This is a genomic window from Nostoc sp. (genome assembly GCF_036917095.1).
Taxonomy (GTDB): domain Bacteria; phylum Cyanobacteriota; class Cyanobacteriia; order Cyanobacteriales; family Nostocaceae; genus Nostoc.
Genome location: NZ_JBALFH010000023.1, coordinates 1 through 15,822 on the forward strand (window position 1 = coordinate 1; position 15,822 = coordinate 15,822).

15 protein-coding genes are annotated in these 15,822 nt (G+C 42.7%); 7 read left to right on the top strand and 8 right to left on the bottom strand.

The features are described 5' to 3' along the window. Nucleotides 1–356 precede the first annotated feature (356 nt). The 4 genes from V7L01_RS12075 (at nt 357) to V7L01_RS12095 (ending at nt 4,958) form a co-directional block, all read left to right on the top strand. Entirely contained in the window at nt 357–518 is a 162-nt protein-coding gene (locus tag V7L01_RS12075; protein WP_335035243.1) for a hypothetical protein, read from the top strand. 120 nt (nt 519–638) lie between these two features. Then, nucleotides 639–1,550, top strand: a complete 912-nt coding sequence (locus V7L01_RS12080; protein WP_335034992.1) for an IS982 family transposase — start codon at nt 639–641, stop codon at nt 1,548–1,550. A 697-nt stretch (nt 1,551–2,247) separates the two neighbouring features. Further along, on the top strand, nt 2,248–3,273 hold the full coding sequence (locus V7L01_RS12090; RefSeq protein WP_335034994.1) for a S66 peptidase family protein: 1,026 nt from the start codon (nt 2,248–2,250) through the stop codon (nt 3,271–3,273). Nucleotides 3,274–3,344: 71 nt separating this feature from the next. Then, complete coding sequence (locus tag V7L01_RS12095) at nt 3,345–4,958, top strand: NAD(P)/FAD-dependent oxidoreductase (RefSeq protein ID WP_335034996.1); 1,614 nt, start codon at nt 3,345–3,347, stop codon at nt 4,956–4,958. Nucleotides 4,959–5,153: 195 nt separating this feature from the next. On the opposite strand, the gene V7L01_RS12100 is transcribed toward V7L01_RS12095, so the two are convergent. The 4 genes from V7L01_RS12100 to hemW form a co-directional block, all read right to left on the bottom strand. Next, nucleotides 5,154–5,420 carry a hypothetical protein gene (locus V7L01_RS12100; RefSeq protein WP_335034998.1) on the bottom strand — a complete coding sequence of 89 codons (267 nt, stop codon included), beginning with the start codon at nt 5,418–5,420 and terminating at the stop codon, nt 5,154–5,156. Between the two features lie 238 nt (nt 5,421–5,658). After that, a complete protein-coding gene (locus V7L01_RS12105; RefSeq protein WP_335034999.1) occupies nt 5,659–6,783 on the bottom strand; it encodes a THUMP domain-containing class I SAM-dependent RNA methyltransferase in 1,125 nt (374 codons plus the stop codon). Between the two features lie 75 nt (nt 6,784–6,858). After that, nucleotides 6,859–7,746: a UTP--glucose-1-phosphate uridylyltransferase gene (locus V7L01_RS12110; protein WP_335035001.1), complete on the bottom strand. Its 888-nt coding sequence runs from the start codon at nt 7,744–7,746 to the stop codon at nt 6,859–6,861. Between the two features lie 10 nt (nt 7,747–7,756). After that, a complete protein-coding gene (gene hemW / locus V7L01_RS12115) occupies nt 7,757–8,938 on the bottom strand; it encodes a radical SAM family heme chaperone HemW (protein ID WP_335035003.1) in 1,182 nt (393 codons plus the stop codon). Nucleotides 8,939–9,188: 250 nt separating this feature from the next. Here hemW and V7L01_RS12120 point away from each other — a divergent pair, with 250 nt between their 5' ends. Beyond that, a complete protein-coding gene (locus tag V7L01_RS12120) occupies nt 9,189–10,265 on the top strand; it encodes a PIN/TRAM domain-containing protein (protein ID WP_335035005.1) in 1,077 nt (358 codons plus the stop codon). A 151-nt stretch (nt 10,266–10,416) separates the two neighbouring features. On the opposite strand, the gene gloA2 is transcribed toward V7L01_RS12120, so the two are convergent. Next, nucleotides 10,417–10,803, bottom strand: coding sequence for an SMU1112c/YaeR family gloxylase I-like metalloprotein (gloA2, locus tag V7L01_RS12125; protein WP_335035007.1), 387 nt, complete (start codon nt 10,801–10,803; stop codon nt 10,417–10,419). Between the two features lie 116 nt (nt 10,804–10,919). Here gloA2 and V7L01_RS12130 point away from each other — a divergent pair, with 116 nt between their 5' ends. After that, nucleotides 10,920–11,294, top strand: a complete 375-nt coding sequence (locus V7L01_RS12130) for a DUF5615 family PIN-like protein (RefSeq protein WP_335035009.1) — start codon at nt 10,920–10,922, stop codon at nt 11,292–11,294. 51 nt (nt 11,295–11,345) lie between these two features. Here the strand turns inward: V7L01_RS12130 and V7L01_RS12135 are convergent, their stop codons facing one another. From V7L01_RS12135 to V7L01_RS12145, 3 genes are all read right to left on the bottom strand, one after another. Beyond that, nucleotides 11,346–12,152, bottom strand: a complete 807-nt coding sequence (locus V7L01_RS12135) for a Shedu anti-phage system protein SduA domain-containing protein (RefSeq protein ID WP_335035010.1) — start codon at nt 12,150–12,152, stop codon at nt 11,346–11,348. A 138-nt stretch (nt 12,153–12,290) separates the two neighbouring features. Then, a complete protein-coding gene (locus V7L01_RS12140; protein WP_335035011.1) occupies nt 12,291–13,571 on the bottom strand; it encodes a vWA domain-containing protein in 1,281 nt (426 codons plus the stop codon). Continuing rightward, nucleotides 13,568–14,824, bottom strand: a complete 1,257-nt coding sequence (locus tag V7L01_RS12145) for a vWA domain-containing protein (protein ID WP_335035013.1) — start codon at nt 14,822–14,824, stop codon at nt 13,568–13,570. The genes V7L01_RS12140 and V7L01_RS12145 overlap by 4 nt, the downstream gene beginning before the upstream one ends. Nucleotides 14,825–15,062: 238 nt before the next feature. Between V7L01_RS12145 and V7L01_RS12150 the strand changes: the two genes are divergently transcribed. Beyond that, the gene (locus V7L01_RS12150; protein ID WP_335035015.1) at nt 15,063–15,725 is read left to right on the top strand and encodes an ATP-dependent Clp protease proteolytic subunit; all 663 of its coding nucleotides are present in this window, start codon (nt 15,063–15,065) and stop codon (nt 15,723–15,725) included. Nucleotides 15,726–15,822 lie beyond the last annotated feature (97 nt).

The following is a 15,822-nucleotide window of genomic DNA, read 5'->3' on the forward strand; positions in this document are numbered from 1 at the left end:
AGCCCTACGCAAAAATAGCTCGATGCCAGGTTTTATTATCACTCAAAGCCCCTTGCTCACATCATCGCTAGGGGCTTTTTGTTTTTACTGAATTTACTCCTAAAACAACAGTGGGATTTAAAGGTCAAAAGAAATTTTTCAGCGGCAAATAAGGAGAGGATACTTTAAAAAGGCAGGTAGATAGTCTGCCAAAAAAAGTGGTCAAATCATCTGTTTAGGGTATGTTTTGGGGAGATGCCAACTTTTTGGGCTTGTATTCTCCACCAAGATTTAATCAGAAAAATTTGCTAAGTCGCTAGTATTTAAGTTTCCTCAAAGTGAGAAAAAATAACCTTTAATTATACCAAAAAATATTTATGCAAGAGTTTTATAGTGCTACTGAGGAATTTCATACAGCTATTACTCGCTATTTTACACAAGAAAAGCGTCCACAATTATTTAAAAATCTTGCTAATGATTTGGAAGATGTTTGTATTAACGTGAGTTCGACGGATAGAAAAGCCCAAAAAGCTTGCTAGATAGGAATTTGCTTAACTGGGCAGGCGAAGTGCGATCGCTAAGATTAATTGAGAATGAGCAAAAAAGGCACAAAAAAACGCCGAGACTAAAAATATCTAAGAAAAATGAGGGTCTCGGCTATGTCTACCATTGTATCTCGCCTCGATATCGTACAAATCTTCTGTGACGTAGATGATTTTTGCAGCCAGTGGGAGAACTTGTGGCAACAAGTGCCACAGTTACCATCCACAAAGGGAGAGCGCCGCAGCAAATCAAAAATGCATTTATCAGAGGTGATGACAATTGCGATCGCATTTCACGGTAGTGGTTATAAGACTTTCAAGGAGTTCTACACGTTGCACGTACTACAAAGCTGGCGTAGAGCGTTTCCCAACTTGGTGAGCTATACCAGATTTGTGGAACTTATGCCTTGGTGTTTGATGCTGTTGTGTTGTTTTTTGCATACAAGAACGGGAGAAATTACGGGAATTAGTTTTATTGATTCGACTCCAATCAATGTTTGCCATAATTGCCGCGCTCATGCACATAAAGTATTTAAAGGTTTGGTGAAATGGGGCAAGAATTCCGTAGGCTGGCATTTCGGATTTAAACTTCATTTGATAATTAATGACCAAGGAGAATTGCTGGCATTTAAATTAACTCCTGCAAATGTTGATGACCGCAAACCAGTTCCAGATATGACTAAGGATTTAATTGGTAAACTGTTTGGAGACCGAGGATATATTTCACAAAAATTATTTGAGGAGTTATATGAGCGAGGTTTGGAGTTAATCACTAAATCCAAGAAGAAGATGAAAAACCGTTTGGTGAAACTCATTGATAAAATTCTTTTACGCAAACGGGCGGTGATTGAGTCGGTCAATGACCATCTCAAAAATATGTGCCAAATAGAACACTCTCGTCATCGTAGTCCATTTAACTTTTTGGTTAATTTGATGGCTGGTTTAGTTGCTTATACTTATTTGCCTAAAAAACCTTCGATTGATATTTACCCAAAAGATTTGCCTGCACTACCTCCTGCCATTTTTTAGTTCCGTCGAACTCACGTTGTATTAAGTTGAAAAACATTATCAGGGTGTACGACGTAATTTAGATAGTCAGCCCCAATAATAAATTGAGACTTTGAAGGCACAAGGGTTGCAACGCTTAAATCAGGAACTTCAGCAAATTGGTAGAGAGTTTGGTGAGCATATCACAGAAAAAGCATCACAATAATTATTAATTATTATGATGCTTTTGAAGCAGATTTTAAGCAATTGCAATCACGAATGATTCGCCGTCTAGATGAATTACTAGATATTTTTTCTGTAGCTTATGCTTATCGACGTGCAACCATCAGCCATCCTCGCAACACTACCTTTAATTGCTATTTTATTAGAGGCATTTTATTACTTAGTAAATCAATTATAAGATATTTTGGTTGAATTTTATCAGCAATTAGACGCCAATTTTTTCAGCGGTTGATTAAAAAGATTCACAATTCAAAATATTGTCGCCACTTGTATCGTTTATTAGATTCTTCGCTGCATAATTCACAAGAAAAATTAGTCAACAAAAGTTTACATGTAGCAATGCTATTTGATTTGTGAAAATATAAAGGCTTAGATTCCTAGCTTCTTTTTAATAAGTCAGGAATTTTGTTGTTGATGAATGATTTATGCTTCCTATAATTACTCTGTACAAAATTGGGTATTAGGTATTAGAAAAACAGTCCCCAACTTAATGGTTATGACTCTCAAACGTAGGGAATTTCTCACAACCTGTGGGCTAGCTACCTTAGCTACCCAGATACGATCATTTACTGCCCAAGGTAAGCTAGCCCCAAACACGATCGGCAAGCCGCCCCGCCTGCAAGTGGGCGATACCGTAGGATTAATCGCCCCTGCGGGTATCGTTGACGCTAAAGATATTGAAGCAGCGCGGAAGTCCGTTTCACAGTTAGGGTTAAAAGTCAAGCTGGGGAAGCATATTTTAGACCGTTACGGGTATTTAGCAGGTAAAGATGCCGATCGCGCCCAGGATGTAAACTTGATGTTTAGCGATCGCACCATAAAAGCAATTATTCCCATGCGTGGTGGTTGGGGCTGCAATCGCATTTTACCCCTACTCAACTACTCGCTAATCCGCTCCCATCCGAAAATTATCATCGGGTACAGCGATATTACGACGCTGTTATTAGCAATTAATGCCCGTAGTCAGATGATTACTTTTCATGGGCCAGTTGCTACGTCTACCTGGAATCAATTTACAGTGGATTACTTCAAGCGCATCCTATTTAATGGTGAAGCTGTGACTATGCAAAATCTCAACCCTAGCGAAGTGCGGGTGGAGATAATAGCACCAGGAAAGGCGAGGGGTAAACTTATGGGTGGAAACTTATCAGTGCTATCAGCGATGGTAGGTTCACCTTACCTACCTTCTTGGAACAAAAGCATTCTATTTGTGGAAGAAGTTGGCGAGGATGTTTATCGTATAGATAGGATGCTGACACAGTTAAAAACTGCTGGAATACTTAATCAAATTGCTGGCTTTATCTTTGGGCAATGCACTAAATGTAGTCTTGGAGATGAACCGTCATTTACCTTAATGCAACTATTGCAACAACACATACTTCCTTTAGGTATTCCTGCTTGGTACGGTTCAATGATTGGTCATATTAAGGATAAATTTACCTTGCCAATCGGTGTAGAAGTGGAAATAGATGCTGAACTTGGGATAATACGAATGTTAGAGGCAGCTGTTAGTTTTGTTTGAGCCACAAAAATCAGCCGTGCCACAGTGATTTTGATTAAGATTTTGATAGACAGTATGCATTTCTCCTTGCTATGTTACGACTAACAGAAGTAAAGCTCCCGCTCGATCATCCCGAAGATGAGATCGAGACTGCGATCCTAAAAAAGCTGCAAATCACGGACGAAGATTTGATCGGCTATTCCATCTTCAAGCGTAGCTACGATGCCCGTAAGAAAGGAGAGATTACCCTTGTTTATATTCTGGATGTAGAAACGACTCAGGAAACTCATCTACTCAAGCGCCTGAAAAAAGATCCTCATGTGATTGCCACGCCAGACATGAGCTATCGCCCAGTAGCACAAGCACCGAGCAATTTGGCGATTCGCCCTATCGTGATTGGTACTGGGCCTTGTGGCTTGTTTGCGGGTTTGATGCTGGCGCAAATGGGGTTCCGTCCCATCATTTTAGAACGTGGAAAAAAAGTTCGCGATCGCACTGCTGATACTTTTGGCTTTTGGAAGAAAAAATCAGACTTCAACCCCGAATCCAATGCCCAGTTTGGCGAAGGTGGCGCGGGTACATTTTCTGACGGCAAACTCTACAGTCAAGTTAAAGATCCTCAGCATTATGGGCGCAAGGTGCTAACCGAACTTGTCAATGCGGGAGCCTCACCAGAAATTCTCTATATCAATAAACCGCATATCGGCACCTTCAAACTGGTGGGAATCGTCCAAAGTATGCGTGCCAAAATCGAATCTCTCGGCGGTGAAATTCGCTTTGAAAGTCGGGTGGAAGATATCAACATCGAAAATGGCCAGGTGCGGGGAGTTACCCTCGCCAGTGGGGAATATATCGCCAGCGATTATGTAGTTTTGGCAGTAGGGCACAGCGCCCGTGATACATTCCAAATGCTATACGATCGTGGAGTTTACATAGAGCCGAAACCTTTTTCCATCGGCTTTCGGGTCGAACATCCCCAGACTCTCATCGATAAATGTCGTTTTGGCGCTCAAGCTGGTCATAAGCTTTTAGGTGCTGCCGATTATAAACTGGTTCACCACTGCCAAAATGGTCGTTCCGTTTATAGTTTCTGTATGTGTCCGGGGGGCTTGGTGGTTGCAGCCGCATCAGAACCGGGGCGACTTGTCACCAATGGGATGAGCCAATACTCTCGCAATGAGCGCAATGCCAATAGTGCGATCGTTGTGGGGATCACACCCGAAGATTATCCAGGCAACGCCTTGGCGGGAATTGACTTTCAACGGCGCTTGGAAGAAAAGGCATTTGAGTTGGGCGGTGGAACTTATGAAGCTCCGGGGCAGTTGGTGGGAGACTTTCTCAACCATCGCCCTTCTACAGCATTGGGCACAGTTAAGCCGTCTTATACACCGGGGGTACATTTGGGCGATCTGAGTGAGAGTTTACCAGATTATGCGATCGCAGCCATTCGCGAAGCACTTCCCGCTTTTGACAAACAAATTAAAGGATTTGCAATGGATGATGCCGTGTTGACTGGGGTGGAAACCCGCACCTCATCACCAATTCGGATTAAACGCAAAGAAGATTATCAGAGTTTAAATACAGTCGGTCTTTATCCGGCTGGTGAAGGCGCGGGATACGCTGGGGGAATCCTCTCGGCTGGTATCGATGGGATTAAGGTGGCGGAGGCGGTGGCTTTAAGTATTTTGAACAATTGCGTAGTTTAACGCCGTAGGCATCATAATACGAAGTCTTCAACGGCGACTTGGAAATTATCACCGACATAGACACTGTTAAGCATTAAAAAGTTTTTGCAACACAACTCGCATGAGCGCTGTTATGCCACTCAATGGAGTTGCGACAGGGTTTGATAGTCTGTGTAGCCATGTACACGCCCGCCGTAGGCGATCGCAGTGCAGAATTTATCCAATTGTTAAAGCTGGTTCTTTACAGAAGTTAAATAGGGCTGACTCAGTTTTTGATTCATCTTCAAATACAGCAGAGATGTACCATTCACAGGGCGAACCATTCGTATATTCAGCCCAAGCAATTGTTGCGGTTTCACCTGATGGAATCCCTGACTCACCCAAGTTAAATGAAGCCCACTCTTCATCATCAACAGATACCCACAACTCTGTAATTGCCAATTCAGTTTTATTGGTAACGGTAAAGGTGAATTGGTCTGACATAAATGGCCCCTTAGCTATAAATAAATTGCAGGTTGTCAGTCACGAATTATACTGCCACTTTTTTTTAACGTTGTCATCATAACTGCCATAATAGAGACTAATACGTGGTTTCAAGCTTTTTTTTGCTAAATTTAAATTTGTTAAAAAGTATTAAAAATATCATACGTAAGACGCGATGAATCGCCGTCTCTACAATAATCGGTCTTTTGTAGAGACGGCGATTCATCGCGTCTTTGTCTTAATACAACTCATATTTCATTAACTGACAAGGCAGCGCTCCGTTATACACCGCAATTCGCCGAGATGATTTTAGTCCAATCGATTGAGACAGTTCCTTGTTGCCACTCAGCACAAATGCAGTCCAGCCTTTGAAGCGTTGTTTCAGTACATCGCCCAAAAGTTTATAAAATGCTCCTAAATCGCTATCTCGCCCCAGGCGTTCGCCATAAGGTGGATTGCAGAATAAAATCCCACTGTCTGCGGGGGCGACAACATCAGCAAGTTCCATTTGAGAAAACCATACATGGTTATCAACGCCGCAGTTTTGAGCATTGTTAATCGCTTGCTCAATTATATTTTCATCGCGATCGCTTCCCCAAATTGGTGCGGGAAGGGTATCTAGTTGGCTGTCCTTAGCTTCTTGGAGCAGCTTTTCTAAAAGGGATAAATCAAAATCGAGCCAATTTTCAAATCCAAAGGATTCACGAAACAACCCTGGTGCTATGTTAAGTGCCTTTAAGCTAGCTTCCAAGGGTAAGGTGCCAGAGCCACACAGAGGGTCGTAGAACATCTGGTCTGGCTGCCAACCTGAAAGTTGAATCAGGGCAGCAGCCAGAGATTCCTTTAGAGGGGCTGCTCCAACCGCAGGACGGTAGCCTCGGCGATGCAAACTATTTCCAGAACTGTCGAGTTTAACAGTACAACTGTCGCGTTCAATATGAACATTAACCCGCACATCTGGTTCATGAAGCTCTACATTTGACCGCTCGCCGAGATTTTCTTGCTGCTGGTCAACGATCGCATTTTTGACCTGGAGAGATGTGAAGTGGCTGTGGTTGAGGCGATCGTTTTTGCCCGTGACATTCACCGCCAGCGTCATGTCTGGCGTCAGATAGTTTACCCAATCGATAGTCTGGATACCGCGATAGAGATCGTTGGTATCTTGGCAAGGGAACTCATGGATATTCACCAAGATGCGGAACGGCAGCCTAGCCCAGAGGTTGACGCGATAAAGTAGGGTGCGATCGCCTTCAAAGGCTACACCGCAAAACCCTGGCTCCACTGAATGAGCACCCAGTTGCTCTAACTCCTGAGCCGCGAGGGTTTCTAATCCACGAGCAACCGTTGCAAAATACTGATTCATCCTCTAATTCCAAAGCATTAAATTAAGTAACTCGGCATAACAAGCCTCAGACAAACCAATTGAAGTAAGATTAATCTATATATTTCTAAAATCAATCATTGTCTGACGATAAGCATCTGGCAAACCCGTATCAAAACACTTCCCTTTAACAACATATCCTGTCATTCCCTCTTCCTGACGCAATCCATCAAGACAAGATGTTAACTGAAATTCGCCTCTTTCTCGAAAATTTTGGTTGATATGTTCTGCTAAAAAGTCAAAAATTTTCGGCGTTAGTAAATACAAACCAAATATACATAAAAACTCATTTGCTGCCATTCCCTCTACATGCAAATGCTGTTGTGCATACTCAATGGTAGGTTTTTCATAGAGTTGTCTAACTTCTAAAATCGAGTTTAACTCTTGCCAAACTCCTGTTACACATCCAGCTGTATTAAGGATTTCTGCTGGCATTGTAGTTAAGCCAACAACGCTTTTATTAACTTGTTCGTAAACATCTAAAACTTGACGCGCACAAGATTTTTCAATGTCAGATGTATAAATGTGGTCGCCCAACATTAGCAAAAATGGCTCATTTTTCACCCAATCTTTGGCACAAAATACCGCATGACCATAGCCTAATTGCTCCTCTTGCAATAAGATAGTAATTTTGCTACCTAAATCTTCGAGATATCGACTATATTCTTGATTTTGCGGTGAAAGTTTCTCTAAAAGTTCTTTTTTGGGTGGTTTTTTCAAGAAATCTTCAAACACTTCTTGGTCATCCGGCTGCACCACAATCCCTACTTCTGAAATTCCAGCACTAATTGCCTCTTCAATAATTGCTAAAATCACAGGTTTTGCCCTACCATCTCGATCGATAATCGGGAAAAGTTCTTTTTTCACAACCTTGGTAGCTGGAAACAAACGAGTGCCGAAACCAGCTACTGGAATCACAGCTTTTCTAACTTTATTTTTTTGCATAAGCAGTTCATCACCCCAACTTTTCAAACAACTCCGCCAACACCACATTAGAAAACAAAAAGCCTTGGGGATCGATCAAACGCAACCTTCCCTCTGCAACTTCTACCCAACCTTTCTCAAAATACCCTTGCAAACACCTGCAAATTTCCTCCACTTTATCTTCCCCAAATGCCTGCGCCAACGCGGTTAAACTCAAACCTTCTGCCAAACGTAACCCCAACATTAACGTTTCTAACAATACTTCCTTTGGGGGAGTCACATCACAATCAATCACACCACCAGCTTCCACCCACTGGTAATACTCCCTAGTTTTACGCGGACGAGTGAAGCGTTTCCCGTCAACATAACTCGCCGCACCCATACCAAAGCCATAATAAGGGCGGTTTTCCCAATACACTCGGTTATGCCGACACTGATGACCAGGTTGAGCATAATTGGAAATTTCATAATGCTCATAACCTGCACTAGTCAAAACCTGCTGCCCCATCTGGTACATTTTGACTGTGGCTTCATCCGTAGGCATTGGAGTATCGCCAGGTTTGTAGTAACGACCAAAGGCTGTACCTGGTTCGATGGTAAGATCGTAGATGGAAATGTGAGTGGGTACGATCGCCACCGCTTTTAAGAGAGAATCTTGCCATCGATCCAAAGACTGATGCGGCAACCCGGAAATTAGGTCTAAGCTAAATTCGGGAATCTCGACTTGGTGGACTAGTTCCACAGCTGCAAAAATATCTTCAACTGAGTGCGATCGCCCCGCCCTCTGCAATAATTCTGATTGAAAGGCTTGTACGCCTAAACTTACCCGGTTTACGCCTGCACCGCGATAGCCCGCTATATGGGCTAAATCAAAGGTGCCTGGGTCAATTTCCATAGAAATTTCTGCCCCGGAAGCAATACCAAAATGCTTCTCTAGCTCTGTTACTATCCGTTGTAACTGCTCTGTTGATAGCAGCGAAGGAGTCCCACCACCGAAGAAAATTGTCTTCAGGGGTTGACCAAATGCTGGTGTAATGGCAATTTCTTGACATAGCACTTCAACATATTGGGAGATAGTACCAGATGTTTCGCCCCGCAAGCGATCGCCCACAACAGACACCGGGAAATCACAATAAAAACACCGCCGTCTGCAAAAGGGAATATGCACATAAGCAGAACTCACAATTCCAGAAATACTAAATTTTTGACTCATTTTGAGAAAAGATGAAGTTAAGCCAACTGCGAATTAGAGACAATGAAAATAAGTAGTTTCTTTACAAATTTTTGTCGTTTTACAACGAAACAATGAAAAATATGAAGATAAAAGCCTTTGGTTATAATAATTGCAGATATTGCGCTACTAAACCCTTAGTGTAAGTCAATATTGATTAGTTTCTCTTACCGATGAAATAAAAAATACTTAACTTTCTCGGTGAACACAGTTACAGGAAAACAAGACAACCATGCTTGACGCCATTATTATTTTCTCATTTATCCTAGCAGCGTCGGGAATAGGGTTCTATAGTATTGAACTACTACCCAATGGCACACTAGATCAAGTAACAAATCTTGAAGCTTTACGCTTAGTTGTTGCCGTCTTTGCCGCTATTATTGGTGGTGCGATCGGGCTGAGTTTCCAGACGACATATCGTCGCCTAGAATCACAAATCAAAGAAATGCCTCTGGAAGTGATCTTAACTCGTGCCATTGGCTTAGTGATTGGGCTATTGCTAGCTAACCTCATGCTAGCCCCACTATTTTTGCTACCTATCCCAGCGGATTTTGGATTTATTAAGCCACTGGTGGCAGTTGTTGGCAGTATTATCCTCTCCGTGACTGGTATGAATTTGGCAGATACCCACGGGCGAGGTTTATTGCGGTTCATTAATCCCAACACCGTCGAATCGATGGTAGTGGAAGGAACGCTAAAACCCGCCAATACCAAAGTTTTAGATACTAGCTGCATTATTGATGGTCGCATTGAAGCCTTACTAGAAACAGGGTTTTTAGAAGGGCAAATTCTCGTACCGCAGTTTGTCTTGCAAGAACTTCAACAAGTAGCGGATGCTAGCAAAGACCAAAAGCGAGTGCGGGGAAGGCGAGGACTAGAAATTCTCAACCGCATTAAAGAAGAATATCCCGATCGCATCGTGATTAATACAATTGACTACGACGATATTCCCACAGTGGATGCCAAGTTAGTACGTTTCGCCCAAGAAATCAGCGGTACATTGCTAACTAACGACTACAACTTGTCTAAAGTCGCTAGCGTTCAGAAAGTACCTGTTTTGAATGTGAATGATTTGGTAAATGCCGTCCGTCCCAGCTATTTACCTGGCGATAACTTGGATTTAAAAATTCTCAAGGAAGGCAAAGAACCAAGCCAAGGCATTGGCTACCTAGATGACGGCACAATGGTAGTTGTTGAAGAAGGTAGCAGTTATGTAGGTGGTGAACTGCGAGTAGTAGTCACTAGCGCTTTGCAAACTACAGCAGGAAGAATGATTTTTGCCAAACCCCAAGCTTCCGCATTGGCGTGAAACAATGGGATGTTCAATTCGAGTTACATGTAGTAATCGGTGCAGGTTGACTGCACCGATTATTTATTGATTAGAATCACGAGACTGTTATCAAATACCTCGTTTATTTGCTATTTTATCTAAAATTATTTAATCCAAACATCTATATATTCTAATTTTCATAAATCTCTAATGGTAAATTATCTGGGTCTTTAAAGAAAGTATATTTCTTGCCTGTAATTTCATCAACTCTGATATTTTCTACCTCTAACCCTTTTGATTTTAAATAAAAAACAGTTTCCTCTACATCATCAACTTGAAAAGCAAGATGTCTTAAACCACAAGCCTCTGGTTTACTAGCCCGTTTTGGAGTATTTGGGAAAGAGAATAGCTCTATTTGGGTATTTTCTGTAACTTTTAAATCTAATTTATAAGAATTTCTTTCAGCGCGAAAAGTCTCTTGAATAATCAAAAAGCCTAAAACTTCTACATAAAAAGTTTTAGAGCGATCGTAGTCAGAACAAATAATAGCTACATGATGAATACCAGTAGTTTTCATTTTAATTTCTCAAGCTACTAATCATTTACCTTTAGCACTTTTAGCAGAGTTTTGCTAGTTTTTGCAAGACTAAGGCTTTAGCAAAGTGCATCGCATCATTGAACTACCTAACCGCTATGAAACTGTTGCCCCGTCAGGGATTACCACTCTCTGCAACAGCATTGCTACGTGATGCAGGGATCGACACCATCCATGTGGGTGAAATTGGGATGTCTGAAGCTGAAGATGCAGAAATCATCCAGAGAGCTAGAGAAGAGAAACGTGTTGTTGCTACACTCGATGCAGATTTTCATACATTGCTAGCGCTAACGCAAGCAACTACTCCTTCAGTCATTCGTATTCGTATTGAAAGGTTACGTGGCGAAGCATTAGCGAATCTGTTGCTGACGGTAATCGCTGAGTGTGAAGAGGATTTGGAGCAAGGAGCAGCCGTTACGGTTGAGCCAAGCCGTATTCGTATCCGTCGTTTACCGTTGTTTTCTGATGTCTAACTTTTCGGATAGTGTTTCAGCTATCCGCTTTATCGACTTGTTAGCCAGCATTCAGTAGGTTTTTCTACCGATTACATCAGCAGCAGTGTCAATAAGGTTGTCGTAATGTAACAGCAAGATATTTTTGTCCTTGCGTTCTTCGCGTCGAATTTCGTAAATATCGTTGGTGAAGTCACTACGTTTGCCAGCAATGACGACGAAATGGAATCTTGAGCTATCCATCGTGACGAATTCATCAGGAAGTGCAACGTCAGCCCGTTTTGATTTATCAAATGTCTCTTTGAGTGAAGAATAATTACGATCCAGCCAATGTTTCCAGTCACGTAATTGCTTTATACCTTTGCGAAACACTTCTCCAAGGTCGCCCTCAGCAATCGTGATCCTGCCTTTGGGGGCTTCAATTTCAACAAAGACAAACTCATGACCGCCTGAACTCCGGCCAATAATTAAGTAGTCCGCTCGATAAGAATTGCCGATCTGAAACTCAGGGAAAAGATAAGTTGCGTGGTGACCAAAATCAAAATACTTACTCAGAAGTGAGGCAATGATAAAGTAGGCTCGATGTTCGTTAATGAATTTTAAAATACTGCGTTCATTGACATCTTTTGAATTAAGCAATTGTTGGAAGCAAGCAAGTTTATTGTTGAGTTCCTCACGATCTTGAAGCTCTAAAATGTCCATGTAGTTGTTTGGAAACAGACTGATGTAGTGGCGCACAGCTTTAGGGTACTTATGAAAAAGCGACTCTCTAATTTTGATGCTACCAACCTCCTTGACAACCTCCTGCTCTTTGAGCAAGCGGAATTCTGCCTCTTCGTCAGATGTGAGTATCCTGTAGTCTCTGTCGTACAACTTCATGCGCTGACCTGCTTGACATTGCTAGGTAACTAGTTATTAAACGGATTTTTTCTGGATATCCACTAGAGTTTAATATACCCATTTTTAAATTGAAAATACTGTACACGCTCACCGTTAATCAGCAACGCTAAATTTTTACTATTCCTGTAAAACAGTCTTTGATACAATCCTAGTTTTCTTGAGGTCTGCTTCCGAAAGTTCTTCTCCAGCTTGCAAGCGAGTGGCAGAAGTTTGCAATACTGTCGCCGCTCCTTTATCTCCAATTTGTAAAGCGGTTTTGGCTGCTGTTTGCAGCATCGTGGCTGCACCAGTGCGATCGCCTTGTTGCAATTTCGCCTCAGCTAACTGAGTTTGCCGATACTTCGCTAATGCCAAAATAGACTGTTGCACCTGGGGATTAGATGTCGGTTGATACGCCCGAACTACATCTGCATACACTGGCATCAAGGGCGAAAGTAAGCCTTCTTCGTTAACCAACGGATCATCATAACGGATTTGTAGATGAGCGATCGCTTGTTTACCTTCTGGCAATTGTCCCAGATAAATGTTTGCCAAAACTACCCGTTCTACATCCTGCATCAAATCTCCCAAACGCACAGCAAAGCTACCATCCGCTTCGGGTTCCACTGGTAACTCGATTGTGTCTGGGGCAACTTGGGCAATGGGTTTTAATTCTGCTAGCCGGACATTGGGCACTAGAGATAAGAGTAAGTAGGCATTAGTTAGCCCAATCGACTGAATCCTTCCAAACAGACGGCTAAATTGCTCTACAGCTTGTTCAGGATGTTCAATATGCGCTAAAGTCCCACCACCGACATCAGCAATTTTTTCTAGCAAATCCTGATTCCAGCTATTGCCAAATCCGAAAGTGTTGATAGTTAGGTTCAGCTTGGCAGCTTTTTGCGCCAGTTTCAGACAGCGTTTGTTGTCATCTCGCCCAATATCCCATTTCCAAATCCGCAAACCGCTTTCACCATGCCCATCTGTGAGCAGAAACGCTTGAGAAACAGCGCCTCTTGTGCCCTTCATCAGTTCTGTAATTCCCAGTTCCAAACCCTCAGCGATCGCAGTGCCGCCGCTAGCAGTCAGTTTGCTTTTTATTTGAGATTTGATGCTTTCGGGGTCTTCAATCGCTTGGTTAGGGATAATGACTTCCGCAGTACCGGAAAAAGCCACAACTGAAATGCGATCGCCTACTTTCAACCGATCGATTAATCCTTCCACAGCCTGGATCACCGTTTTAATTGGGTGTCCATGCATGGAACCACTTCTATCCAAAATCAAGCAGAGATTGAGTGGTAGATTTCGATCGGACTCACCAGCGATAGCCGAAATCGTCATTGCTAGTTGACGTTGGCTACTTGTTTGAGCCACATCAACATTATTGTCATTTAACGCCGAGAGCAATTTAACTTTCATTGCGGAGGAGTATCTTGCAAAACTGTTTTGGAGACAATTCTGGTTTTCTTGCGATCGCTTTCAGATAAATCTCCACCAGATTGTAGCTGGGTGGCAGAAGTTTGCAACACCGTCGCCGCCCCAGTATCTCCCATTTGCAAAGCAGTTTTCGCAGCCGTTTGTAACATCGTCGCTGCACCACTGCGATCGCCCTGTTGTAATTTCGTCTCGGCTAACTGGGTTTGGCGATACTTAGCTAATGCTAAAATAGACTGTTGCACTTGGGGATTCGGGTCTGCTTGGTAATTTTTCACTACATGGGCATAAACTGGGATATTTGGTGTAACTAAACCTACCTTGTTGGCGGCTGGATCGTCGTAGCGGACTTGCACATTAGCGATCGCTTGTTCACCTGTTGGCAATTGTCCCAAATAAATATTAGCTAAGATTACCCGTTCCGCATCTTTCATTAAATCTCCCAACCGCACACCGAAACGTCCATCAGCTTCTTGTTGCAGTGGTAACTCGATTGTGTCTGGGGAAACTTGGGCGATAGGTTTGAGTTCTGCTAGCCGGACATGGGGCATCAGGGAGAATAACAGATAAGCGTTAGTCAATCCCACCGTTTGAATACGGCTGAACAGGCGATTAAACTCTTCCTCTGCCTGTTCGGGTTTTTGAATATAAGATAAAGTACCTAAGCCAGCATCGGCGATTTTTTCTAAAACATCTTGGTTCCAGTTATCACCAAATCCCAAAGTATTCAAAGTCAAATTATAGCTAGCAGCTAATTGGGCGAATTTCAAACAGCGGTTGTTATCACCGTGTTCATTTTCCCCGTCGGTTAATAAGAAGGCTTGGGAAACGGTATCTTTTTTGCCCTTCGCCAACTCCTCAATCCCCAACCGCAGTCCTTCATCAATCGCAGTTCCACCATCGGCGGCTAGGCGGTTAATTTGCTGTTTGATTTTCTCTGGATTTTCGACACTTTGACTAGATACTAAGACTTTGGCACGGTGATCGAAAACTACCACACTGAGGCGATCGCCAGGGTTGAGTCTATCTACCAGACGATTCGCTGCTTTTTTGACAGTTTCTAGCGATCGCCCGTTCATCGAACCACTATGATCGAGAATTAAGCATAAATTCAAAGGTACATGGCGGTCTTGAGTCTCTGCGATCGCCGAAATCGAAATTCCCAACTGACGTTGACTGTTCAGTTGATTTGCGTCCAAATTACCATCATTCAAGGCAGGCTGCAAATTAACCTTCATAACTCAGAGTCCCTATTCAGGATATACATATTAAAAAATAACTTCAAAGCACCACTTTAGCTCTACGGAAAACCTATCCAACACAAATACACTAATATAATCAGAATATCTTAGAAGCCAAGCATTGGCAGATGCGAAGCCACCTTCAGCATTAGGGAGAAATCCGCACCTTGAGGAAGGGTGGCATCGCGCTAGGATGTATTACAGTTAACGGCATAGTTTCAGGCGATCAGTTGCTATGGACATTTCCCCAATTAAGGCTGTTCAAGCCCCATATTACGGCGATAACTTTTACCGGACACCACCGCCAGATTTACCTTCCCTTTTATTGAAGGAGCGAATCGTCTATATTGGGATGCCACTGGTGCCTGCTGTTACGGAATTAATCGTAGCCGAATTGCTGTTTTTGCAATCCGACGACCCCGACAAACCGATTAAAATCTATATCAACTCCACCGGTACTTCCGGTTACAGTGGCGAACCCATTGGCTTTGAAACCGAAGCCTTCGCCATCTTTGACACCATGAAATATATCAAACCTCCTATCCACACCATCTGCGTCGGTTCCGCGATGGGTATGGCAGCGATGCTTCTCAGTGCTGGTACAAAAGGTTGCCGCGCTAGTTTGCCTCACTCCTCGATTATCCTGCATCAGCCCAAAAGCTACGCCCAAGGCCAAGCAACGGATATTCAAATTCGCGCCAGGGAAGTTTTGGTAAATAAAGGGGCGTTAGTTGATATCTTACATCGCACCACTGGACAACCTCCAGAAAAAATTACTAAAGATATGGATCGGTTGTTATATTTAACACCCTACGAAGCGAAAGAATACGGGCTGATTGACCGAGTTTTTGAGAAAGAAGAACTCGCCAATCCCCCACTGCCTGCCAGTATTCTTTAATTTGTCCTTTGTCATTCGTCCTTTGTTAATAACCAAAAATTATTAATGACCAATGACTAATGACCAATGACTAATGACCAATGACTATGACTAATTA